The sequence below is a fragment of the Enterobacter sp. C3_dUdeg genome, from assembly GCF_057536195.1.
Genome location: NZ_BAAKFX010000008.1, coordinates 152,588 through 175,299 on the forward strand (window position 1 = coordinate 152,588; position 22,712 = coordinate 175,299).

Here is a 22,712-nt window from a genome sequence, read left to right on the forward strand (position 1 = left end):
GTTAAGTTAATATTCATTCACCCAACCGCATATGCAGCAACGGAAACGGATTCCCCTGCCCGTCCAGTTCCGAGCGTCCGACCTGCTCAAACCCCATATGGCGATAAAATCCCACGCCCTGCGGGTTCTGCTCATTCACGTCCACTTCATTCGCGCCGAACTCTGCAATAGCGTATTGCAGCAGTAGTTTCCCGACGCCCTTCCCGCGGCTCGCGTCATCAACAAACAGCATTTCAATGCGGTTTTCATCCACGCCTAAAAAGCCGTGAATAACGCCTGCGTCATCGCGAGCGATCACGACCTTGAGGTTTGGCAGATAGGCGTTAAGCAATAGCGGGCGCAGCGCCGCAATATCGCTTTCCTGCAAAAAGTGATGGGTGGCGCGGACGGAGGATTCCCAGATAGCGACCAGACGTTCGAAGTGTGAGGGGAGTGCGGTTTCTATTTTCATGGGGGGATCATTATAGAGCGCAGAGATTAAATCAAGTATCCAGAAGCATGGAGGCAATAAAACGAAGACCTTAAATGAAGTTATAAACTCTCGTACATCTGAAAGTAGAGAGCGTATCAAGGAAATGGCCCGAAAGTTGGTTCAGGAAACCAGGCAAATGATAGATCATGGCAAGCAAGAATCATCACCTGGGAATGAGAACAGGGAAACGAGTCAATCCTTCATGACAGTTGTTCGGTTTAACCGAACAACTGAGGAACGGTAAATATTGTTGCGCCCTGCTCCCCCTCACCCTAGCCCTCTCCCTCAGGGAGAGGGGACTGTCCGTGCGATTTCTGGCCAACACAGCGTATGTACCCACTAAACCCTAATCTCCATCACCGCGTACACCCCGTCCTTCGGCACCACCACGGTGACGTTTTCCACCGGTACGCCCGCCGCGAGGTGAATATCCTGCAGCTGCTGTAACGATCTCGGGTGAATATCCTCCCAGCCGATACCCCGCAGCACAAAGTCAATTTGCGGGCTGCTGGTGAGCATGTTCGACACAATCACCGCGCCGCCGGGCTTAACCAGCCGCAGCGCGCGCTGGAGAAAAATCACCGCATCGGTATCGTTGAAGTATTCAAAAATCCCCAGCGCGTCGACCAGTTCGGCCTGGTGCTCGCCGAGCTCCAGCAGCAGGTCCTCGTTACGCACCAGCGTATGGAGCAGGTTGCGCCTGAGCAGCGTCAGCTGTTCGCCCACCACAATCCCTTCCTGCGCCGCCATGGTTTCGGCCCAGCTGAGCGCCACCGGGTCTTTGTCCACCAGCGTGAGATACACCCGCTGGCCGTCAAGCTTTGCTTCGCGCAGTGCCTCCAGCACCGGAATGGCGGCACCGCTTGCGAGGCTAACCCAGTTATTTTCACTTTCGTTGTGAATGTACTTATCCACCAGCGCGGCCAGCACCCTGGCGCGGGATCGCACGCCAACCGCATCGTTAGCGTGTATAAACCACTGGCGGCTGTCGCTGTCCATTTTCGTGCCGTCGGGCAGGCGGTCCTCCAGCGGGTTTTGCACCACAAACAGCGCCAGCGCGGAGGGCACCAGCCGGGTGCGCCACGCGGTGAGCGCCGGGCGGTTGCGGAAGGCCTGTTCGGAATAGCGGTTCTGCGGGACAAGCACGGCCTGCCCCCCTTCGTCGTATTCCACCCTCGGAGGCCGGAGCGCTGGCTCGGCTTTCAGGGCGCGGTCAAGGGAGGCGATCTCACGGGCAGCGTCGTCTTTCATCGGCCACTGGTCGCTGACGTCGGGAAATGACGCGCTGAAAATCGTCATATTTTCCGGTGCATCGCCGCGAAAAGGCTGCCAGTTCATGTCGTCTTCCCTCCGTTAGGCTTTTAACGGAAGTCTATCCAGGCGAGCCAGTAATACCCTACGAAGAAAGCACGAAATAGGTGCATCAGTTCTGCGACGTGCGCCATACCCCCGGCGTGCAGCCGTACTCGGTCTGAAAATGACGAATAAAATGGGCGCAGTCGCTAAACCGCATCCGCCGCGCAATATCCGTCACGCTCTGCTGAGAGTTTTTCAGCAGCCAGCAGGCATAGCGCAGCCTGGCGCTGCGAATAAATTCACGCGCCGTTTTGCCAAACTCGGCGTGAAACAGGCGGTTAAGCTGGCGTTCGCTCAGCTTAACGTCCTGCGCGAGCCTGGCGGCGTTCAGCGGGTGAGTCAGATACTGTTCGACGATCGTCACCGCCCTGCGCAGCCGTGAATCAGGGATCATGGCGATATTCGCGGGCCGCGGCGTGGCGGCGTCATGCGGAGGAAGGGACAGCCGCCGGGAGGTGGTGGCCGCAATGTCGTCTCCCCCGTGGGCGCGGATCAGCGACGTTACCAGGGTGAGCGTTGAGATCCCGCCCGGGCAGGTCAGCACATCGCCTTCGTCGATAAAATCGAGGCCTTGCTCAGCATAAACCTGCGGAAACCGTTGCGTGAAAACGTCATGGTGATGAGGATGAATCGAGGCGCGGCGCTCGTTCAGTAACCCTTCCTCCGCCAGAATAAAGCTGCCGGTACCAATACCAATCAGGGGAACGTTGTTGTGATAAGCCTCCGTGAGAAACGCTCTGTCGCCACGGTGTCCCTGGTGAAGATGCTCCAGACCTCCGCCGATCGCCGCAATATAGTCGAAATCGCCGGGCGGCGCATGGGCGGCCTCAGGCCGCACGCTGAGCCCTGAGCTGCTCACTATCGGTAAGTCGGGATAAGTGCTTATCAGGCTGAGTTTAAAGCGTATTTTCTGGCTACGCTTCTGGACGCTGGATGCAATACGTAACGCCTCTATTAATCCTGAATATGCGAAAAGCGAGAAATGGGGCCACAGGAGTAAACCCATATGCAGGGATTTATTCCGTGCAGGCGTCATTCTGACGCTATCATCAATTATATTTTTCATTAACTTGCCGAAGAATAATTACATTATCGCAACATTATTGTCGCTGTTATATTTTCCTAAGATAGGTCCTGGCTGTTAAATCAAGCATAAATGATGCCCGCAAAAACTTAAAAACATTTCTCCCTGTCGCTATCCGTTTTTTGACGTGTGGCACACATAGGTCGGCAGCGTCCCCAGAATAAATAAATAATTCTCATTCTGCTGTTTCTTAATACGCATATAAATATTCTTATTCGGATAGATAAAAAATAAGGGCTCGTACTTCTCCAGCCAGCTGTCGCTGATGTTGTCGTCCGGAAATTTCATATTGCGTATGGACGTCAGATTATAGACGCTGTCTTTGCGCACAATCTGAAAGAAAACTTTGCGATTCAGGGTCTTCGTGGGATCGCTTTTCAACCGGCCATTCATGCTGAGTATTCCGCTGTTACCCTCCACAGTATAATTCAGCCACAGAGAGAGCGTTTCATCACGGTGATGCTGAATAAAGTTCGCCTGGCAGGAAAAGGGCTGGATGTAATGGCGATGCCAGAGGTAATACGCCGCCACGACAGCCCCCATCAACAGGCACAGGCAGAGCGCAACAAGCGTTTGACGGTAGCGAACCATACTAGCGATCCTCTATAAAATAATCGGACATACAGCGGTTGGGTTCCGTCATTGGCCTGTCACAGCGAATGACCGATGCGCGAGGCAGCAGGATGTAGCCGCTGACGTACACCCAGGGATAGTTCGCGCACTGGTCCTTAAACGGGGCGGCATAGGCCAGGGCTTTATCCCGATCGCGCTGCGTTTCAATATCGCGAGAAAAATAGAGCTGGCATTCGCCCATCTTCATCGCGAAGCGATACCCGTCGACGAAATAGCTGTCATGCAGCAGGTTATGGCTGATAACGCTCACGCCAGCCAGCATCAGCAATAGCACCAGCGCGCCCGGCAGCCAGAAGCGGCGTGTCGGGGCCGTCGGGGCGACGGTCTCTTCGGCGGCATCCGGAGCAGCACGTTCTTCCTCATCAGCCTGCGGCTGCGTCTCTTTAACGGTGATTTGCGTATCGCTTGCGAGCGTCAGTCCAATGCGCGGGATAGTGACAATCGGATCGGTTTCAAACCCCACTTTCTTCAGCCCCTTACGCAGAATAGAAATATTCTGGTAGTAGGTATTAGGCGAAACCAGCATCCCCCGGCGCTGCCAGACAATATCCATGCACTCCTGTTGAGTCACAATACTTCCGACTCTTTCTATTAATAACAACAAACAGCGCCCCGCCGGGGAATTTAATACCACCACCCGATCAGGATTGTTGAGATCGCGTAATGTGCTGGCCGCTGGATGAAACTCTACCAGGCCATTAATAATGTAATGCTTATGCATAGAATGGGCTAAATACCTCCGGTCAACGCCTGTTGCTCCAGTAGATTCCCTTCACGGTTAACCTGCGTATCCCTCGCCTGTGTAAGGATTAATGTGACGGATAAATGCGCAACTGTATATCCTGGCGCCTGGCGAAAAATCTTATTTTTCCTTTCTCTTTATCTGACCGGTCTGAAGTTTTCTTAACCGCGATTTTAAGCCGTCTTGACACTGACAAAACTCGACAAAGGTGCCCGTTGAACGCTTTAGCCATCATTGTCTGAATTATTCAGCGCGCTTAATTTGTTTTTTTAATCAAAAGCAGAGAGAACGCGCTCTGCCAGCGGGTTTCGAAATTACGACCAATTCGAAAGCTGTCGTCTTAATTAACAATTTCGGTGCGAAACTGTTAGCCACCGTCAGTAACAACCCTCGTCGCATGACGTCTCCAGACTATTTCCTTACAAAACATTTATTAAAGCCAACTTTTCAATAAAAACTACCGGTATGATTATTTACAGGCAAATAAGCAAAAGCCGGTTCAGCGAGGAGAAATTGACGCTACACCTAAACCGTACTTAAAACAAATTAAGATTAATTCAGGTTACCTCTTTTACGCCCTGAGTATAGTGGGCTCACACCGTGCAATGCTTAATTGCTTCGAAAATACAGGCATCGTTCTGCCAGACAGACGAGTCTCATTACAATTATAAATCGAGGGAATGACATGGCGAATAAGCTCAACAACACACGTCATTTAAATATCGCGCTATTGGGTGGAGATCACTTTGCGCGCCAGGGGATCGCCGCGTTATTAAAAAATATTGTCCCGGCTATGCAGATTACAACATCGATCGATAATTACGCGGAGATCGAAACGATACTCGCGACCGCACCGGTAGACGTGATTTTTTTATCCGGCATGGAGAAATATCACGCGGGATATGACTGCCTGAAATATATCAGGAAGATGAAAGTCCTTTATCCCGACGTACTTATTTGCATGTATTCCGCACCGGCAAATTCCTGGCTGTGGATACGCGGTGAAATAGACGCCTATCTCTCGCTGCAAGACCCGCTTTATCACTGGCGAGCCAGCGTATTAAAAATGGTCGATAGCCGTTATCGCCCACTAAAAAAACCCACGGCGTTATCGCTGACGCCGGGTGAATGGAGGGTATTGAAGGAACTGCGAAAGGGTCTGGATATGCGTTACATCGCCGAAACAGAGCAGCTTTCTTACCGTCGTGTCAGCGCGTTAAAAAGCTCAGCGATAAGAAAACTCGGGCTCAGGAACAAGACAGATTTGCTGGTCTTTTTAACCAGTTAGACCTGCTGCTTTCAGAGCAAATCTCGACATAACACCATAATGGAATCAGGACAATGAAAGCTCAATTCAATAATAAAACGCTGCTCGCTATCGCTATTGCGGCCTTACTGCCAGCGGGCACGGCCCTGGCTGCCGGCACCAGCGGCGGCACGGTGAACTTTAGCGGCAAAGTGGTGACCTCCGCCTGCGCCATCAGCGCAGGAAGCGCCAACATTGACGTGGATATGGGTGAAGTGCGTACCGCAACGCTGAAGACGGCAGGCAGCGTTGCCAGCACGGCAAAAGCGTTTGCCATCACCCTGGAAGATTGCGAAATCGCCGATACCTCAGCCTCTACGGATGAGAACCCGATTGCCGCCACAACCGTGGCCGTCACCTTCACCGGCACGCCGGACACTTCCGATGTTAATAGCTTGTCCGTCGGGGCAAACGGCAGCGCCAACTCTGCGCAAAACGTGGCTATTCGCCTTTATGACGAGCAGGGCAACGTGGTGAACCTGGGTGAACCTGCTGCGGCCATCCCTCTGCGTAAGGGTGCCAACACCCTGAACTTCAGCGCGAAATATTACTCGCCGAAGGGCGGCGCCACCGCGGGTGATGCCAGCGCCGTCGCAACCTACACCGTGACCTATTCGTAATCCTCAGGCCCGGTCTGCGAGCCGGGCCTGTCTTAGCTTTCAGGAGAAACACTATGCGCGTAAACACATGGATTTGCCTGGCAGGTGCGTTATGTTCCTCCGCCGTCTATGCCGGCGGCGTGGGGCTGGGCGCAACGCGAATGGTCTACTCCAGCGCCACCAGCCAGGCCATGATGCAGGTGAGAAACACCCATCCCGACGCTACGTTCCTCATCCAGTCGTGGATGGAGAATGAGAAAGGCGAACGCACCAACGACTTCGCGATCACGCCGCCGCTGTACGTCATGAAGCCGGCCAGCGAAAGCGCGGTGAAAATCATGTTTAACGGCAAAGCCCTGCCAGCGGATCGGGAGACGCTCTACTGGATGACGGTCAAAGCCATCCCCCAGCAGGCGAAAAGCGGCGCCGGGAATACGCTGCAGTTTGCGTCGGCTAACCGCATCAAGGTCTTTTATCGCCCGGAAGGACTCAGCGAGAGCCCGGGAGAGGCGTGGAAAAAACTGGCCGGTGCCTACCGCGCCGGAAAAGTCACGCTCAGCAACCCCACGCCGTACTACCTCACCACCATCAACGTGAAAATTGACGGTATGCCGGTGCAGCCGGTGATGGTGCCCCCGAAAGGCAGCGTGACGCTGGCCGAAACCTTCAGCCATGCGGGCAGCATGAGCTATCAGACCATTAACGATTACGGGGCATGGACCCCCGCCGCGCGCGCGTCGTTATCCCAATAATAAAAACAGTAAGGCGTGACCACGTGAAAATAAAAATCCTGTGCGCCACGGTGATCTCCCTGGTGATTCGGCAAGCCGTGGCTGCTGAAAGCGAGCTGCAATTTAATCCCGCGTTCCTCAACGGCGAGAGCGCAAACAGCGCCGATCTCGCCTGGGTCAACGCCGGGAGCGCGTTGCCGCCGGGTGATTACAACCTCAACGTATATATCAATACGAATTATGCGTTCACGGGTAACGTCACGTTCCGCCTTGCTGAAGACAGCACGGGTGAAGCGCTGCCCTGCCTCACGCCTGAACAATTCGCCGCGCTGGGCATCGATAGCCATCAGGCGAAGGGCGGCGACCTGCCGCTGGCGCAGCGCTGCATCTTCCTAACGAAGGCGTTTGCGGATACGCAGTTTGATCTGGACCAGAAGACGCTCACCCTGAGCTTCACCGTACCGCAAAGTGCGATGCGCAATTTGCCGCGCGGGTACGTCAGCCCGGAAAGCTGGGAGGCGGGCATTCCTGCCGCGTGGCTGAATTACGTGGTCAATGGCTCAAACAATGAGTATCGCGGCGAGACGCGCACGCGGGAGCAGCAGCTGTTTGCGAGCCTCAACAGCGGCGTCAACCTGGGCGCGTGGCGGCTGCGTGATTTCACCACGTGGACCAAAGACAGCAATGAGCTTACCCACGTGCAGACATGGCTGCAGCGCGATATTCACGCCCTGCGCGCGCAGGTGTATGCCGGGGAAACGTACACCTCGGCGCAGGTGTTCGACTCCGTGGGCCTGCGCGGTATCGCCCTGAAAACCGATGACAACATGCTGCCCGCCAGCCTCAGCGGCTATGCACCTGAAGTTCGCGGCATCGCGCGCAGCAACGCCACGGTCACGGTTCGCCAGAACGGCAACATCATCTATCAAACCTCCGTCCCGCCGGGGGCGTTTGTGCTGAAAGATCTCTATCCGACCTCCTCGGGAGGCGATCTGGCGGTCACCATTCAGGAGAACGACGGCAGCAAAACGCAATACACGCTCCCCTTTGCCAGCGTGCCGAACCTGGTGCGTAACGGACAGGTGAAATATGCCCTCGGCGCCGGGAAATACCGTCCGACGGGCAATCAGGACGCGCCCGCTTTCGCGCAGGGCGAGCTGTTCTACGGCTGGCGATACGGCCTGACGTTTTACGGCGGGGCGCAGTTTGCCGATCGCTATAACGGCCTGGCCCTCGGGTTTGGGCAAAACCTCGGCCGCTTTGGCGCCTACTCCATCGATCTGACCCACGCCCGCAGCCAGCTGGCGGACGATCGGCACTATACCGGTGATTCGGTGCGCCTGCGCTACAGCAAGCTGCTGAACGACATTGGCACGCGGGTGAATTTCTTCTCGCTGCGCTACTCCACGAAAGGGTTTTATACCCTCAGCGACACCACGTACAAAGGCATGTCGGGCGGATCGCCAAAGCAGACGGTGGAAGACGATGGCACCGTCACCACCCAATACGACACCGTGTACAACCTGCGCATGTCGCGTAAGGCAAAAAACCAGCTGCTGCTGTCGCAGCCGATGGGACAATACGGCTCGCTGTCACTGTCGTGGGATCAGCAGACCTACTGGAACACGTCAAATACCACGCAAAGCCTGCAGTTTGCGTGGAACGCCACGTTTCGCAACGTGTCGCTTGGCGTCAGCGTCCAGCGAAGCTCGAGCCTGTATGACGACAAGAAAGATAACATCCTGTCGATGTCGATTTCGGTCCCGCTGGGCAACCCGACGCTTTCGACCCGCGCGCGCTTTACCACGACCCATGCGGATTCCACCGGCACAACCACCAGCACGGGCGTGAGCGGCTACCTGCCGGGTGAGGAGAATCTGTTCTATAGCGTCAACCAGCGCTACAGCTCCCGACAGCACTACGGCGGCGATGCCACCCTGCAGTACGAAGGCGCGTGGGGAGACTACAACCTGGGCTACAGCTACGCCAGCGACTCCCGCAACCTCAGCTACGGCATCAGCGGCGGCGCGGTAGTGCATGAAGATGGCCTGACGCTGAGCCAGCCGCTCGGAAATACCAACATTCTGGTAAAAGCCCCGGGAGCCAGCAATGTCGCCGTGCTTAACCATAAGGGCATCAAAACGGACGGCCGTGGCTACGCGGTGATCCCGTACGCTACGCCGTACCGCGTTAACCAGGTCGCGCTGGACGTGACGACCGCTGGCAACGACGTGGAGCTGGAAAACGCCATCGCCAACAAAACGCCTACCGATGGCGCCCTGGTTCGCGCCACCTTCACCACGCACCAGGGGGCAAAAGCGATGTTTATCGTACGTCACGGCAACGACGTGCTCCCCTTCGGCACGCTGGTCTCGCTCGATGATGACAAAACCAGCGGCATCGTTGGCGATGGCGGCAGCCTGTATCTCTCCGGTTTGTCAGAGAAGGGCACGCTGAACGCCGTGTGGGGCCGCGGCAGCCGCCAGCGCTGCGCCATTACCTACGCCTTAAACAAGCAGAACTATAACGCCCGCACCGGTCTTTATTCTCAGGAGGTGGTATGTCAGTAACGCTTCGGATCGGCTGCCTTGCGCTGCTGTTGGTTTTCACGCTCCCCGTTCGCGGCTACGACGTGCTGGTCTCCGTCACCGGCAATTTGATCGGCAACACCTGCGTGGTGGCGCAGGACTCCGTTGAGCAAAACGTGCCGCTGGGCACCATTGGTATTAAACAGTTCAGCCGTGCCGGGGCCGTCAGCAATATCAAAACGCCCTTCACGCTCAGGCTTGAAGCGTGCGGGCCAACCTTTGCTGGCGTAAAAATCCGCTTCAGCGGTACGCCGGATGATGCCAACCCGCAGCTGCTGAAAATTGCCGACGGTGGCGCTACCGGCGTGGCGGTGCAGATCCTCGATAAAGAGAGCGTACTCATTCCCCTGAATACAAAGACCACCGCGTACGGAACGGCGGGGGATGACAGCGTACAGATGACCTTCTACGCGCAGCTGGTTGCCACCGCTACGCCGGTGAGCGCCGGTGATGTGTCAGCCCTCGCCACCTGGACAACGGAGTATCTATGATGCGTTTAGCGTTTCTTCTCAGCGGATTACTTTTCTGCGCCAGCGTGCAGGCTCTGGACTGGAAATCGGACATTACGCTCTCGCCTCAGCCGATGACCTACAGCGGGCCAGCGGACTCCGTGGTGCCGGGCAGCATTATCGGATCGACCTGGAGCGCCACCGCCAGCGTGCAGCAGGTGTTCTGGTGCGGGCTTATTTTTACCTGCAACAAAGGCACGCTGCAGCCCAGCAGCAGCGCCATCTCAAGCGGTGCGACGGTCACCGTCGACGGCGCGAATTACACCATTTTTGAGACCGGCGTACCGGGCGTGGGGTATATCATCGGGCTGAAGGATTTTAAAAGTACACAATATATTCCGCTGCAAACCGGTATCACGCAAAGCTACCCGGCAGAGGGCACCAGTGGGTTTGCCCAGGATCTGGGATGGTCTGCAAAGGTCACCTTTATTAAAACCGGTGCAGCCCTGAAATCCGGCGTCTATAACATCCCGACCATCAACGCCGCGGTGCTCACCGCCTATAACAACGAAACGAAAACGGCGCAGGTCATCATCAGCCCGACCACCATCACGGTGACCGCCAGCGGGTGTACGGTCGGCAGCAAAAACGCCAGCGTGGCGCTGGGCACCATTGATATTCGCACCCTGCCCACGGTGGGAAGCACGTCGCCATCAGGGACGTTTACCGTCGGCCTGACCTGCGACGCGAACGTGGCGGTTCACGCGGTGATGACCGATCAGACCACGCCGTCGAACACCTCGTCGGTGGTGACCCTGACCGGAGACTCCACGGCGTCCGGCGTTGGGGTGCAGTTTTTCTACAACGGCAGCGGGCCGCTGACGATGGGGCCGGACAGCTCGGCCGCGGGTGCGACCGGCCAGTTCTTCATCCAGAGCACCACGGCGGCGCAGACGCTCACGTTACCGTTCCAGGCGCAGTACATCCGAACCGGCGAACTGGTCCCCGGCTCGGCCAACGCGCTGGCCAGCATTACGTTTTCCTACCAGTAGGGGCTACTGCTTCACCCACACCAGCTGATCGGTTCGGAAGCCCAGACCGCGCGCGGTGTTCAGGTAATCCTGCTTCACCGCATCCGGAATGGTTGGCGTGCGTGACAGGATCCACAGGTAGTCGCGGTTTGGGCCGCTGACCAGGGCGTACTGGTACTTATCGTCCAGCCTGATCACGTTATAGCCGCCGTAGAACGGGCCGAAGAAGGACACCTTCATCGCGGCGGTGGTTGGCTCGCCGGTAAAGTACGCTTTGCCTTCGCTCTCGTTCCACTTGTTCTTCACCGGATCGTAGCCCCGGTTGAGCACGCTGATGCCGCCGTCGCTGCGCTTGCCGTAGGTGGCGGTTACCTGCTCCAGCCCGCGTTCAAAGCGGTTTTCCAGACGGGCGACCTCGTACCATTTGCCAAGATAGCGGCTGGCGTCAAAACCGGAAATCGGCTGCACGCCCTTCGGCGGCGTGGGGGATTTACAGGCGACCAGCGTCAGCGCAATGGCAACACCGGTCACTACAGGCCATAGCTTCATGAGAATTCCTTTCATTTGCACGGTTGGACGTTAAGTGTAGTGCACCGTTTCGGCGCTTCATCCCGTTCGGGAAAATTCGTAGTATATTGAGAGTATTCCTCCACTCTGGACACGGACATGGCTTACTCCATCGGCGAATTCGCCAGACTCAGCGGCATCACCGCCACCACCCTGCGGGCGTGGCAGCGTCGCTATGGTTTACTCAAGCCACAGCGCACGGAAGGCGGCCACCGCCAGTACAGCGACGATGACGTCCAGCAGGCGCTAAAAATCCTCGACTGGGTCAAAAAAGGCGTCCCGATCGGCCAGGTCAAACCGCTGCTGGAACGCCCGATGCCGGGTCGGACCAACAACTGGCAAACCCTGCAGCAGAACATGCTGCAACGCCTGCAGGACGGCAAGGTCGAGTCCCTGCGCCAGATGATTTACGACGCCGGACGCGAATACCCAAGGCCGGAGCTGGTCGCGAACGTGCTGCGCCCGCTGCGCAGCCAGGTCTCGGCCAACGTCGCCGCCGCCATGACCCTGCGCGCGATCCTCGACGGCATCATCATCGCCTACACCTCGTTTTGCCTCGAAGGCGATAAAAAAGCGCCGGGCGATAACATTCTGCTCAGCGGCTGGCACCTGAACGACCCGTGCGAGATCTGGCTCGAAGCCTTAACGCGCACCGGGCAGGGCCACCGAATCGACATCCTGCCGGTTCCGCCTGACGCGCTGGCACCGGAAATTTTCCCGGAGCGCAAATGGCTTCTGGTCACCAGCGGCAAACTCACCGCCGGGCGGAAAAAACAGGTGGAGCAGTGGCAGCAGCAGGTATCGCTTGAAGTGATTATCCTCTGATAATTTTCTCCTGCGGGAATCTTCACGAAAAGTTGAATATTTTCCCGCGCCGCAGATGCTAACGTTTTCCTGTAACGAATAACTCAACAGGAAAACACCATGAAAAAAACTGCCCCTCTGCTGATCCTGGCCTCGATGGCCTTTGCCCCTGCCGCCTTTAGCGCCCCTGCCGGCACGCTGAGCGTCCACATTCTCGACCAGCAAACCGGGATGCCGCCATCAGACGTGACCGTTACGCTGGAGAAACAGCAGCAGGACAAATGGACCCCGATTGCCAGCGGTAAAACCGACCACGACGGCCGCATCAAATCGCTCTATCCGCAGGATCAGGACATGCAGCCTGGCGTGTATAAAGTGACCTTCAAAACCGCAGAGTACTTCCACGGCAAAAAGCTGGACTCCTTCTTCCCGGAGATCCCGGTGCTGTTTACCGTGACCCGCACCAACGAGAAGCTGCACATCCCGCTTCTGCTGAGCCAGTACGGTTACTCGACCTACAAGGGCAGTTAAGACGCATTGATTTTAAAGGAATAAAAAAAATAGTTCCGCTAATACTTGGACAAATTAGTCATGTTGTGTAAGTTTTAATTATATGAACGGGAGGACTACACCATGACAACGAAACCTGTGCTCGGTATTAGCGGATGTTTGACCGGATCCGCCGTTCGCTTTGACGGCGGACACAAGCGTATGGGCTTCGTCATGGATGAGCTGGCCCAGTGGGTGAATTTCAGGCCCGTCTGCCCGGAAATGGCTATCGGTCTCCCGACCCCTCGCCCGGCCATACGCCTGACGCTGACGGACAGCGGCGAAACGCAGCTCCGTTTCAGCAAGCCGCCTCATGATGACCTCACGCAGAAAATGGCCGACTTTACGGCAGACTATCTGCCAAAAATCGGCGATCTGTCGGGATTTATCGTCTGTGCAAAATCCCCAAGCTGCGGCCTGGAACGCGTGCGGCTGTACGATGAAAACGGCAACCGGGGCCGCAAGGAGGGCGTCGGGCTGTTCACCGCCGCCCTTCTTGAAACCTACCCGTGGCTGCCCGTCGAGGAAGACGGTCGGCTGCACGACCCGGTGCTACGGGAAAACTTTATCGAGCGGGTATTTGCCCTGCACGAGCTAAACACGCTGCGCGCTAAAGGTCTGACGCGGCGTGGGCTGCTGGATTTCCACAGCCGCTATAAATTGCAGCTGCTGGCGCACCATCAGGCGGGCTACCGCGAAATCGGCCCGTTCGTTGCCTCGCTGCACGAGTGGGAAGACCTGGACGCCTTCTTCGTGGCGTATCGGGAAAAGCTGATGACCATCCTGAAAAAACCCGCCTCGCGGAAGAATCACACCAACGTGCTGATGCATATCCAGGGATATTTCCGTAACCAGCTGAACACCCGCCAGCGCGGCGAGCTGCGCGACGTGATCCTGCACTATCGCAACGGTCAGTTGCCTATTCTCGCCCCGATCACGCTGCTGAAGCACTACCTGGCCGAATACCCCGACCGGTATCTGATGACGCAAAACTACTTTGATCCCTATCCTGATGATTTGGGTCTGCGTCTGGCAGTCAAGTGATCATAAAAATGCGAAGGCCCCATTGACCCGTAGAGGCCCAAAGCAGTACCCCGTTTAGACGACATCCTCACTGTCGTCTCTTTTTTGCATTTCATCTCAAAGACTGTGATTATATACAGGCTTATTCTGCAAAAGGGGCCTGCCAGTGATCAACACCCTGCACATTCAAAACTACCGATCCATCCGCGACATGTCGCTGGAGCTGGAGCAGCTCAACATCGTCTTCGGGCCGAACGGCACCGGGAAATCCAATATTTACAAGGCGATACACCTGATGCACAGCGCCGCCCAGGGGCAATTTTCCCAGGCGCTGGCAAACGAGGGCGGCATTCTGAAGGTGTTCTGGGCAGGCAAAACCCGCAGCGACCAGCTGCGGCGGATGAATCTGGCGGTGGAAACAGAGGCCTACGAATACGAGCTGCAGGTCGGGTTTGTGGAGAAGCTGCCCTATCCCTCGCAGTTTCAGCTCGACCCGGTGATCAAAGAGGAGTCCATCTGGCTGAGCGGTCAGCACCGTCGGCCTTCGTCACAGCTGATGAAGCGTAAGAACCAGGCAGTATTTCTGAACAACGTGCATCACGAGAAAGTGACCCACAGCGGCACGCTGTACGAGAACGAATCGGTGTTCGGGCAGCTCGGCGAACCGCATCTTTACCCGGAAGTGTCGCAGATGCGCGAGTCCCTGCGTAACTGGCGCTTTTATCATGAGTTTTCTGTATCAATCGGCTCGGCGATGCGCGCCCCGCAGGTCGGCTTCCGCTCCCCGGTGCTGGCCAGCGACGGTGCCAACCTGGCGGCCGCGTTTCAGACTATCGTCGAGATCGGCGACGAGCTGCTGCTGATGCGCATCCTTGACCAGGCCTTCCCCGGCTGCGTGTTTTACAGCGACAACGCCGGCGGACGTTTTCGCATGATGATGCAGCGCGAAGGTCTTAGCAGGCCGCTGGAACCGGCGGAGTTCTCCGACGGCACCCTGCGCTTTCTGTGCCTGGCGGTAGCGCTGTTAAGCCCGCGCCCACCGGCGTTTATCGCGTTGAACGAACCGGAAAACAGCCTGCACCCACAGATGCTGCCCGCGCTGGCGAGCTTAATCGCCGAGGCCAGCCGCTACTCTCAAATCTGGCTCACCAGCCACTCGCCGGAGCTGGCGAAGTTGATTGAGAAACAGCGATCGTTTTCGCTGTATCAGCTGTCAATGGTGGAGGGGGAGACGCGGGTGGAGAGGCTGGGGTAGTTCTATACCCTCATTCGGGTAGATCTTCAGAGCGCTTCTTTTCTTTTGAAATAATGCGCAATATTCCTCCAACGGCAAGAGTAGTTATTGGAGAATCAGAATTGACCGGAAGACGATACGGCCAAATACGTCTTATCTGGAAGTGAAAAAGGGCAAATCCAAAAATCCCGCCGACATTTGGCGGGATTTTGAATCAACCTTTGCAACGACTGAGGGCAAGTCGCAGACCCGCGCCAATTTCGGTTGGAGTGCTATCTACAGAGAGAACGACATTCTCTATGCCATCACCTTTAGTTCTTCCCCAACCTTCTAGTTTCTCATGGCGAGTTGGTGAAAAAGTGATAAAACCATTGATACAATGTACACCACAGTTCTTCATATCTTTGAATAAAGCACGTTTGGTTTTATAGCCGTATTTTTTCATCAACATTGCTATCCAGGCAGCATATTGTGCTTTGCCTTTCTCAACATCAAAGAACGTATCACACTCTTCAATCGTCAATGTCCGGCTATCTGACAACGCTTGTAAAACAACTTCACCGATACTTTGATTATCGGCATCGGGGTGCAATAAGTGGGGAGGAAAGAGGGGATCAGCAGCGACCATCCCCAGCCCTGATTGAGTCTCAACAAGCAATAATTCAGAGTTATAGTAACAACTAGCCCTGTAATCCTGACTTTTATTAAATTTCATCATTTCACCTGTGTCACTTTAACTGTCACACCCTGACTCTTGCCATATTCAATGGCTCGGTTTATTTCTGTCCACTGCGTTTTTGTTGTAGTAGCAGGAACAGCAAGCTGGACCTCTCTATTAGCAATCATAGAAGAATCAATTGTCTTTCGAGAGAGTGTGTATGTATCAAATTTTGCAGCTGCATCAATATTTCCTTTGATCGAACTGTAAATCTGATTAGGGTTTGCCAGCTTCGCCATTGTCTGTGTATCCAATGATTTAGCGCTCACAGCTGTTTTAGTCGATACATCATAATAGTCAAACGTTTTAAAATTCTGGGGCAATCTGGCACTGGAGGGTAAGGATGAACCAACATAATCCTCCCAAGGCATACCTTGTTTAATATTACCCTGGCCCCATTGCATTCCGAGTTCAGAGGCTTTGACAGTAGCCGTTGCAGTATTGCGGCTCATGAACGATAGCGCCGCTTTGGTTATGTCTTTTACAAGCAGCCCACCGCTGACAAGCATGGCCTGATTTTCCGGATCGGACGCGAATACCGCATACTTCATCCACTCCGGACTGTTTTGGTCTATTTTCGCCAGATCCTGACCATTCCACTGTTGAACGTAGGTCTTGGCTTCGTCACTGGTCATAACATCAGCGCCGATATTTCCCAACCAGCCGGGGCGCTCCGTCATATCGTAGCCACCCTCAGCAACTTCCTTATTCCATCCAACAGCCGTTAGGGGATCATCCTTCAATAGCTCATCAACTGTAGCACTTTGCTCATCACTGACTTTTTTCCATTTATCGATAATCGCCTGACAGTCACCACCAGATTTTCGACACTCAGAAAGTTCCTTATCGAATGCTACTGCCTGCGTACTGCTCAGATAGTTATTCTCAACACTATTCTTCCCGGCACTGGCCCCGGCCGCCGCACCAGCCGTATTTCCCCCAGCAATCCCGCCGGCTATGCCCGCTGAAACAGATGCCAGCGTACTCACGGTCTGCTTCTGCTCTTCCGTCAGCTTCGACGGGTCTGTGTCCGGATAGAACTGTCTGGCGATTGCTGTCGCAATCAGTTCGCCGGATGCGGCCCCCACAGCGCCCGCTGCGGCACTGTTTCCCTGAAGGGCTGCAGTTACGCCGCCGAGGATGGCATGGGCAATCGCTTTTGCCGCCTTGTCGTCGTTAATGCCTGCGCGGTGACCGATGATGTACGCCAGTTCAGGTGCCGACGCGCCCGCCAGCGCCCCTCCGATATTGCCGCCCGCCAGTCCCTGCAGCGCTGCCGTGGCCGCCTGGATGCCGCGCTGCATATCGCTGCCGGTTCCGTACGTCACCATCACGTTTTTGTATGCCTGGGTATCTCGCAGTTTCGCCAGATAATCCTGGCGCTGTTTCTCTGTCGCGTTTGCGGGGAGTGTTGCGCCGGTTTCTTTCTGGGCCGCCTTCAGCCCGTTCAGGTCACCCTGCGTCCTGGCAATATCCGCCACCTGGCTACCAATGTCGCTGATCATCCCAACCGCGTTCAGGCGGTTCTGCTCTTTCTCCTTGTCGAAGATCGGGCTGATGCTGTCGTTGGCATGTTCGGTGTCGCGGCTCAGATCGGCCACGTCCTGCTTCTGGTTTGCCTTGTCGCGGATGGTGAGGGAGCCCTCTGCCACGGCGGCCTGCGTGGTGCCTTCCTTATGGCCTTTATTACCCGCAGCGGAGATCATGCCGCCCGGCAGGCTGCCCTGGAATTTATCCCCGAAGCTGCCGCCGCCGCTCAGGCTGATACCGGAGTGCGAGGTTTTAAAGTCCGCTTCGTTGTGGATATCGCTGAAGCCCAGCGTTCCGGTATCAAGGCTGTTTTTGTCCGGCGTGGCGGTGGACGCGATAACCGCGCCATCAAGCTGGGTGTGATGCCCCACGGTGATGTCGAAGCCCCCGTCCCCGGCATACAGCCCGGTCTGTTCGGCCACCGAATCAAAGCGGCTCTTCATCTTGTCCTGGCTGGCGTTGATATAGCCTGAACCGGACATGGTGCCGAAGGTGAAGCTGCCACCCGCTGCAACGCTGGTCTGCTTGCTGTCGTAGTCGCTGTTGTTCTGCTGGCTGCGCATCAGCAGGTCGTGACCAACATCTGCCACGATTTTATTGCCGTTAACCTGGGCGCCATCAAGCACGGTGTCGTGCCCGCTTTTTAGGGTGACGTTTTTGCCGCTGTCGATTGTGGTTTCGGTCCAGTCGGTACCGTTGCCTTTATCCTTGCCGTGCGCGGCGTTAACGTTGGCAAACACGCTGATACCCGCGCCGTTGCCTCCGGCACCGATGCTCACGCCAATGCCGCCACCGCTGCTGCTGTTCTTGCCGCTGGTTTTTTGGGTATTCGCCGCGCCGGACAACAGAATATCGTTCTGTGCATCCAGCGTGGTGTCGCCCCCGGCTTTCAGCTGGCTGCCCGCAATCACGATGTCGCCGCTGTTTGCACCTTTGTTTTTGCCGTTCGCGGTGATGGAGAGATTGTTGCCTGCGTTCAGCGTGCTGCCTGCCACCGCATCACTCTCAGCATGCTGCTGTGATTTCGACTTCTGGGTCGTCAGCGAGAGGCTCACACCCATTGCGTTCGGGTCGCCGGTGGTTGCCGCCATATCCGCTGCCTGCCCGGCCTGCACGCCGGACAGCACCGTTTTGGTGGCCTGAAGGGCTTTCAGACGGCCATCACTTTGCTCTTTGGTCTCCTGCGCCGCGCTCACGGCATTGTTAATAGCGCTACCGACGGTGCCGGAGAGCGCCACGGTGAGCCCGCTTTTCTTCTGCTCGAAGGTTTCATCCCGGGTGCGCCTGTCGTGCCCCGGCTCGATGATGACGCTGTCGCCGCTGAGGCTTAAATCCTTCCCGGCGATAAGATCCGCCCCGCCGATGTGGGCCTGGTTTCCGGCAGAAATCGCGACGTTACCGCCCGTCGAGCCCACCGTACTGAAGCTCTGGCTCTGGGTGGTGCCCTTCTCACGAAGATCGTGCGTGCTTTTGCTGCTGCCGATGGTAAAGCCAATCCCGCCCGAGCCCATCAGGCCGGATTTTTTCTCTTCCTTAAAGCGCCAGGAGGTGTCGGTGTTGGTGGCCGCCACGATATCGACGTTGTTGCCCGCCTTAAGCTGCACGTCGCCATCGCCCGCCACGGCGGAGCCGAACACCCGCAGGTTATTGCCCGCCACCACCTGCACGTTATCGCCGCTCAGCAATGAGCCGGATTCACGCGTCGCGCTGTCCTCCTCGATGGTGTGGGTGGTTTTCTTGCTGAGGAAACCTTTTTTGGTTTTGGTCTGCTCTTTGTAGTGATAATCGCTCTCGGTTGCGGTATTGAGGCTGACGTCGCGGCCTGCCGCCACGCCGATATCGCCCTTCGCCGTCACCTGCGCGGCTTCGGTGGTGACATCGCGTCCGGCGAGGATTTGAGTATTCTCCCCGCTGGCGATCTCGGTTCCCTGCTGACGCACCGATTCGTTAATAACGGTTTTCTTGCCTGACCTATAGCTGTCGCCCTGCGTGGTCTCTTCCGCAGCCAGATTCACGTCGCGACCCGCCTGCAGCCCGACGCTTTTCTCCGCCGCCAGCGCGGCGGCCCGGGCGTTGATATCCTGCCCGGCCTTCAGGACCAGGTTATCGCCTGCGGAAATCGTGGTGCGGTCGAGCCCGGTGCTGTGGGACTCGCTTTTCCCTTTCCGGCTGCTTTCACTGGTTTGCTCCGCGTTCAGGTTCAGATCGTTGCCCGCGCTCAGCCCCGCGCTGCCGCCCGCCTTCAGGTCGCTGGCGGTCACGTCAAGGTTGTGCCCGGCATTCACCAGCAGGTTGCCGCCCGCGGTGACGTTACTGCCCTGATACGTGACGGACGAACGGCTGGTTTTCTCCCGGCTGGAGCTGAATGCGTCGTTGATCTGATTCGCGTTGACGGCAATATCGCCCCACGCATTCAGCAGCATATCCCCGCCGGAGGCCAGGTTCGCCCCGGTGACGGTGATGTTTTTCCCCGCCTCAAGCGACAGGCCATCCTGCGCGGTAATCGACGCCGTGTTGCCCAGCAGCGTGTCTTTCAGGCCGATGTTGCCGTACTTCCCGCCGGCGTTGATATCAATCTGCTCAACCTGCGTCAGGTTGTTGATGCTGCCGTCCAGGCTCTCCAGCGCGACCGTTTTGCCGCTGATGGTGGAGCTGATGTTATTGATATCGCCGATGGCGCTCAGGTTCAGGTCGCCGCCCGCTTTCATCAGGCCGTTGCTGAGGTTGCTGATGCTGTTCTGGCTGTCGAGCGTCAGGCTGTTTTTCGCCAGCAGCGAGCTGCCGCCGTTGGTGATGCTGCCGCCCTTCAGGGTGACGTTGTTGCCCGCGATCACGCTGCCGTTGTTGACGGTGACGTCCTTCGGCGACAGGTAGAGTTTCGGCACCATCACCGTTTCGCCGTTGACGGTGGCTTTCTCCCACCACAGCAGGCTGTGGTCGAGCGCGGCAATCTGATCGGCGGTCAGCGAGACGCCAAACTGCAGGCCCAGCGACTGCTGCGCCGCCGCTGCGTTGTCCATCAGATAGCGCATCTGATCCAGATCGGAGCCGATGCCGTTCAGGTAGCGGTTACCGGTCTGGTTGAGCACCACGTTGGAGACATAGCGGGTATCGAACGCCGCATCGCCGAGGAAGCGGTAGTCGTAGTCCGGGTTCAGGTTGAGGCGGCCAAGCATATAGGACGAGCCGAGGAACTGCTTCTCGTCGGTAAACGCCAGCCGCGTCTCCTGCGGTGCCGTGGACGACGGTTTGATCCCGAGCATCGCGTTCAGATCGGCAAACAGGGCGGGATCAAGCTGTCCGAGACCATTCAGTTTCGGGTTGATGCCGATCAGGTACGGGCTTTTCGGGTTGTCGGAGAAGACAAAATAGCCGTTGTTGCCCGACGGCAGCGGGTAAGCGCTGGTGTCGACGCGCTGGCCCTGATAGTGCCCGACGGTACCGCCCTGCGCGGTTCGGAGATCGGCGGTGGTGACCCCGGCGTTCGCCAGCGTGCCCAGCTGGCCGAGGTTCGCGTTGCCTTTCTGCGTGGTGGCAACGTTGCTGAGAGGCGTGCCGGACGCGCCGCCGTTTTCCAGCGCGCCACCGCCGTTAAGCTGCTGCAGCGCCCCCTGGAGCCGATCGTTCCACTGCGGCGAGTTCACCGCCACGGTTCCGGCAGCGCTCAGCCCCTGTTTTTGCACACCGCTGCCGATGGTCTGGTTGCTGAGGGTGTTCAGCGACGGGGTGGAGATAACGTTGCTGACGCCGCCTGCGTTGGCGGTGGTATTAGTGTTGCTGATGTTGCTGGTGAAGTTTGCGGTGACGTTGCCGCCCGCCTGGATGACGGCACGAATAATAGCGCCCCCTTCATCTTGCACCCTCTCCTGACCAGTCAGCGTGTAGAGAGCCCCACCCGCGCCAACATAAGAGGATGAGTAAACCAGATAATCTGTATAACCCCCTGACTGATAGCTATTGTTATTGAGCACGTTTCCGCTTAACGCGACATTATCATTAGCCAGAATGTTGCTTGCATTGTTATCTAGCGTAGCGGCGTTTATGTTCAGGTTTTGACCTGAAGCAATACGACCTGCCGCGCTATTCCCTGAAATGTCCATTGTTGTACGGGAGATAGCAAAACGCTGAGTTTTTCCTGTATCGGAAAGCTTGTAGGATTTCCTGTAAAAAGGTTCATCCATAGTACATGCGCCCGTTGGACCGCAACTGCCAACCCATACATCAGTACGGGTATAAACTATGTCGTAATTGAGTTTTGGCATGTCATCCAGAGATATCTGATACGATGCCGTTCCGACGTAAGCGGGATTGGTCAAAGTCTGCGTATTACCGCTCGACTCCATATCATCTCGTTCATTCAGCAAATGCCCCGTTCTGATCCCAATATCCCCATTCTGCGTCTCAATATTCCCCGACGTGTTCACCACCTGGCTGTTCGCATTCCCCGCCGCATCACGCTGCATCCACAGGTTGTTCCCCGCCATGATGTCGCCGCGCCGGTTGGTGATGCTGTCGGCAAACAGCGCCAGGTTATTCGCCGCGTACAGCAGCGCGGTGTTGACGATGGCGCCCGGCGCGCTCAGGGTCAGCGAGCCGCGCGTGCCGGTGAAGCCGTCGACGGTAATGTTGCTCCGGCTGGCGACGGTGATGTCGCCCCCGCCCTGCACCGTGCCCGCGGCGTTCAGCGCCACGCTGCTGCCGGAGAGCGTGCTGGTGCCGCTGCCGGTGGTGATTTGTCCGTTGTTGCTGAGCTGCCCGCCCGCGCTGAGGTTAACCGCCTGCCCCTGCAGCACGCTGCGGTTATCGATGTCGCCGCCGCTGCTGATGGTCAGGGTCCGGCCTGCCGCCACGGCGGTCCGGCCGGTAAACGCGTTCGTCAGCTGCAGCGTTAAGTCCCCCAGGGAGACCAGCTGGCCGGTCAGGTCCAGCCCCCAGCTCTGCAGCCACAGGTTGCCGCCGCTCAGCAGCCTGCCGCCCGCGCTCTGGGTCACCTGGTCCGCGTCGATGTTCAGCTGCGCGCTGCCGAGCAGCGTGCCGCTGTTGTTCAGCTGGCCGTAGTTAACCGTCAGCTGTCCCGCCTGGGTGGTGCCCTGGCTGGCAAAGGTGGTGCCGGTCAGCGTGGCCCGGTCGGCCACCCACGTGCCGCCGTTAGTGGCGTTTGCCGCATTGAGTATCAGGTCGGTGGCCTGCAGCCAGCCGGTGCCGGTGAACTGCGGCGCGCCGAGCGTCAGGCGCGCGCCGGAGAGCAGCCTGCCGTCGTTACGCGCCTGCGAGGAGGCGGTCACGCGCGTCTCGC

Annotated in this window: 18 protein-coding genes; 10 read left to right on the plus strand and 8 right to left on the minus strand. The window is 57.1% G+C overall.

Annotation, left to right across the window (positions count from 1 at the left end; all coding sequences use genetic code 11):
- Positions 1-13: 13 nt before the first annotated feature.
- From AC27FC_RS17380 to AC27FC_RS17400, 5 genes are all read right to left on the minus strand, one after another.
- Positions 14-451, minus strand: coding sequence for an acetyltransferase (locus AC27FC_RS17380; RefSeq protein ID WP_087823670.1), 438 nt, complete (start codon positions 449-451; stop codon positions 14-16).
- A gap of 360 nt (positions 452-811) precedes the next feature.
- The gene (locus AC27FC_RS17385; protein WP_064673829.1) at positions 812-1,810 is read right to left on the minus strand and encodes a class I SAM-dependent methyltransferase; all 999 of its coding nucleotides are present in this window, start codon (positions 1,808-1,810) and stop codon (positions 812-814) included.
- Positions 1,811-1,895: 85 nt separating this feature from the next.
- Positions 1,896-2,834 (minus strand): GlxA family transcriptional regulator, encoded by a 939-nt coding sequence (locus tag AC27FC_RS17390; protein WP_182410838.1) that lies wholly within the window; start codon positions 2,832-2,834, stop codon positions 1,896-1,898.
- A gap of 189 nt (positions 2,835-3,023) precedes the next feature.
- Positions 3,024-3,503 (minus strand): hypothetical protein, encoded by a 480-nt coding sequence (locus tag AC27FC_RS17395; protein ID WP_033147061.1) that lies wholly within the window; start codon positions 3,501-3,503, stop codon positions 3,024-3,026.
- 1 nt (position 3,504) lies between these two features.
- A complete protein-coding gene (locus AC27FC_RS17400) occupies positions 3,505-4,266 on the minus strand; it encodes a winged helix-turn-helix domain-containing protein (RefSeq protein ID WP_182071908.1) in 762 nt (253 codons plus the stop codon).
- 706 nt (positions 4,267-4,972) lie between these two features.
- On the opposite strand from AC27FC_RS17400, the gene AC27FC_RS17405 reads away from it, so the two are divergent.
- The 6 genes from AC27FC_RS17405 to AC27FC_RS17430 are packed head-to-tail and all read left to right on the plus strand — an operon-like array spanning position 4,973 to position 11,012.
- Entirely contained in the window at positions 4,973-5,575 is a 603-nt protein-coding gene (locus tag AC27FC_RS17405; protein WP_069303460.1) for a helix-turn-helix transcriptional regulator, read from the plus strand.
- Positions 5,576-5,628: 53 nt separating this feature from the next.
- On the plus strand, positions 5,629-6,213 hold the full coding sequence (locus AC27FC_RS17410) for a fimbrial protein (protein WP_032661969.1): 585 nt from the start codon (positions 5,629-5,631) through the stop codon (positions 6,211-6,213).
- A 53-nt stretch (positions 6,214-6,266) separates the two neighbouring features.
- Positions 6,267-6,944: a fimbrial biogenesis chaperone gene (locus AC27FC_RS17415; RefSeq protein WP_196355126.1), complete on the plus strand. Its 678-nt coding sequence runs from the start codon at positions 6,267-6,269 to the stop codon at positions 6,942-6,944.
- A 23-nt stretch (positions 6,945-6,967) separates the two neighbouring features.
- A complete protein-coding gene (locus tag AC27FC_RS17420) occupies positions 6,968-9,493 on the plus strand; it encodes a fimbria/pilus outer membrane usher protein (protein WP_196355125.1) in 2,526 nt (841 codons plus the stop codon).
- Positions 9,484-10,002, plus strand: coding sequence for a fimbrial protein (locus AC27FC_RS17425; protein WP_064673835.1), 519 nt, complete (start codon positions 9,484-9,486; stop codon positions 10,000-10,002). Before AC27FC_RS17420 ends, AC27FC_RS17425 begins: the two co-directional genes overlap by 10 nt.
- Entirely contained in the window at positions 10,002-11,012 is a 1,011-nt protein-coding gene (locus tag AC27FC_RS17430; protein ID WP_045889361.1) for a fimbrial protein, read from the plus strand. The genes AC27FC_RS17425 and AC27FC_RS17430 overlap by 1 nt, the downstream gene beginning before the upstream one ends.
- Before the next feature lie 3 nt (positions 11,013-11,015).
- On the opposite strand, the gene AC27FC_RS17435 is transcribed toward AC27FC_RS17430, so the two are convergent.
- The gene (locus tag AC27FC_RS17435; protein WP_196355124.1) at positions 11,016-11,540 is read right to left on the minus strand and encodes a lipocalin family protein; all 525 of its coding nucleotides are present in this window, start codon (positions 11,538-11,540) and stop codon (positions 11,016-11,018) included.
- Positions 11,541-11,657: 117 nt separating this feature from the next.
- On the opposite strand from AC27FC_RS17435, the gene AC27FC_RS17440 reads away from it, so the two are divergent.
- The 4 genes from AC27FC_RS17440 to AC27FC_RS17455 all read left to right on the plus strand — a co-directional run bounded on the left by AC27FC_RS17440 (position 11,658) and on the right by AC27FC_RS17455 (position 15,189).
- On the plus strand, positions 11,658-12,383 hold the full coding sequence (locus AC27FC_RS17440; RefSeq protein WP_048975187.1) for a MerR family transcriptional regulator: 726 nt from the start codon (positions 11,658-11,660) through the stop codon (positions 12,381-12,383).
- 99 nt (positions 12,384-12,482) lie between these two features.
- Positions 12,483-12,893: a hydroxyisourate hydrolase gene (gene uraH, locus AC27FC_RS17445; protein ID WP_033147068.1), complete on the plus strand. Its 411-nt coding sequence runs from the start codon at positions 12,483-12,485 to the stop codon at positions 12,891-12,893.
- A gap of 102 nt (positions 12,894-12,995) precedes the next feature.
- Positions 12,996-13,955, plus strand: a complete 960-nt coding sequence (locus AC27FC_RS17450; RefSeq protein WP_023333995.1) for a YbgA family protein — start codon at positions 12,996-12,998, stop codon at positions 13,953-13,955.
- A 145-nt stretch (positions 13,956-14,100) separates the two neighbouring features.
- Entirely contained in the window at positions 14,101-15,189 is a 1,089-nt protein-coding gene (locus AC27FC_RS17455) for an AAA family ATPase (RefSeq protein WP_094935841.1), read from the plus strand.
- Between the two features lie 193 nt (positions 15,190-15,382).
- Here the strand turns inward: AC27FC_RS17455 and AC27FC_RS17460 are convergent, their stop codons facing one another.
- On the minus strand, positions 15,383-15,883 hold the full coding sequence (locus AC27FC_RS17460; protein WP_196355165.1) for a contact-dependent growth inhibition system immunity protein: 501 nt from the start codon (positions 15,881-15,883) through the stop codon (positions 15,383-15,385).
- A partial coding sequence (locus AC27FC_RS17465) for a hemagglutinin repeat-containing protein (protein ID WP_487160248.1) occupies positions 15,883-22,712 on the minus strand: 6,830 nt, incomplete at its 5' end. The genes AC27FC_RS17460 and AC27FC_RS17465, both read right to left, overlap by 1 nt.

Bases quoted from the DNA above. Each gene is read 5' to 3' on its own strand.
- AC27FC_RS17380 (WP_087823670.1), bottom strand. From the start codon at position 451: ATGAAAATAGAAACCGCACTCCCCTCACACTTCGAACGTCTGGTCGCT.
- AC27FC_RS17385 (WP_064673829.1), bottom strand. From the start codon at position 1,810: ATGAACTGGCAGCCTTTTCGCGGCGATGCACCGGAAAATATGACGATT.
- AC27FC_RS17390 (WP_182410838.1), bottom strand. From the start codon at position 2,834: ATGGGTTTACTCCTGTGGCCCCATTTCTCGCTTTTCGCATATTCAGGA.
- AC27FC_RS17395 (WP_033147061.1), bottom strand. From the start codon at position 3,503: ATGGTTCGCTACCGTCAAACGCTTGTTGCGCTCTGCCTGTGCCTGTTG.
- AC27FC_RS17400 (WP_182071908.1), bottom strand. From the start codon at position 4,266: ATGCATAAGCATTACATTATTAATGGCCTGGTAGAGTTTCATCCAGCG.
- AC27FC_RS17405 (WP_069303460.1), top strand. From the start codon at position 4,973: ATGGCGAATAAGCTCAACAACACACGTCATTTAAATATCGCGCTATTG.
- AC27FC_RS17410 (WP_032661969.1), top strand. From the start codon at position 5,629: ATGAAAGCTCAATTCAATAATAAAACGCTGCTCGCTATCGCTATTGCG.
- AC27FC_RS17415 (WP_196355126.1), top strand. From the start codon at position 6,267: ATGCGCGTAAACACATGGATTTGCCTGGCAGGTGCGTTATGTTCCTCC.
- AC27FC_RS17425 (WP_064673835.1), top strand. From the start codon at position 9,484: ATGTCAGTAACGCTTCGGATCGGCTGCCTTGCGCTGCTGTTGGTTTTC.
- AC27FC_RS17430 (WP_045889361.1), top strand. From the start codon at position 10,002: ATGCGTTTAGCGTTTCTTCTCAGCGGATTACTTTTCTGCGCCAGCGTG.
- AC27FC_RS17435 (WP_196355124.1), bottom strand. From the start codon at position 11,540: ATGAAGCTATGGCCTGTAGTGACCGGTGTTGCCATTGCGCTGACGCTG.
- AC27FC_RS17440 (WP_048975187.1), top strand. From the start codon at position 11,658: ATGGCTTACTCCATCGGCGAATTCGCCAGACTCAGCGGCATCACCGCC.
- uraH (WP_033147068.1), top strand. From the start codon at position 12,483: ATGAAAAAAACTGCCCCTCTGCTGATCCTGGCCTCGATGGCCTTTGCC.
- AC27FC_RS17450 (WP_023333995.1), top strand. From the start codon at position 12,996: ATGACAACGAAACCTGTGCTCGGTATTAGCGGATGTTTGACCGGATCC.
- AC27FC_RS17460 (WP_196355165.1), bottom strand. From the start codon at position 15,883: ATGAAATTTAATAAAAGTCAGGATTACAGGGCTAGTTGTTACTATAAC.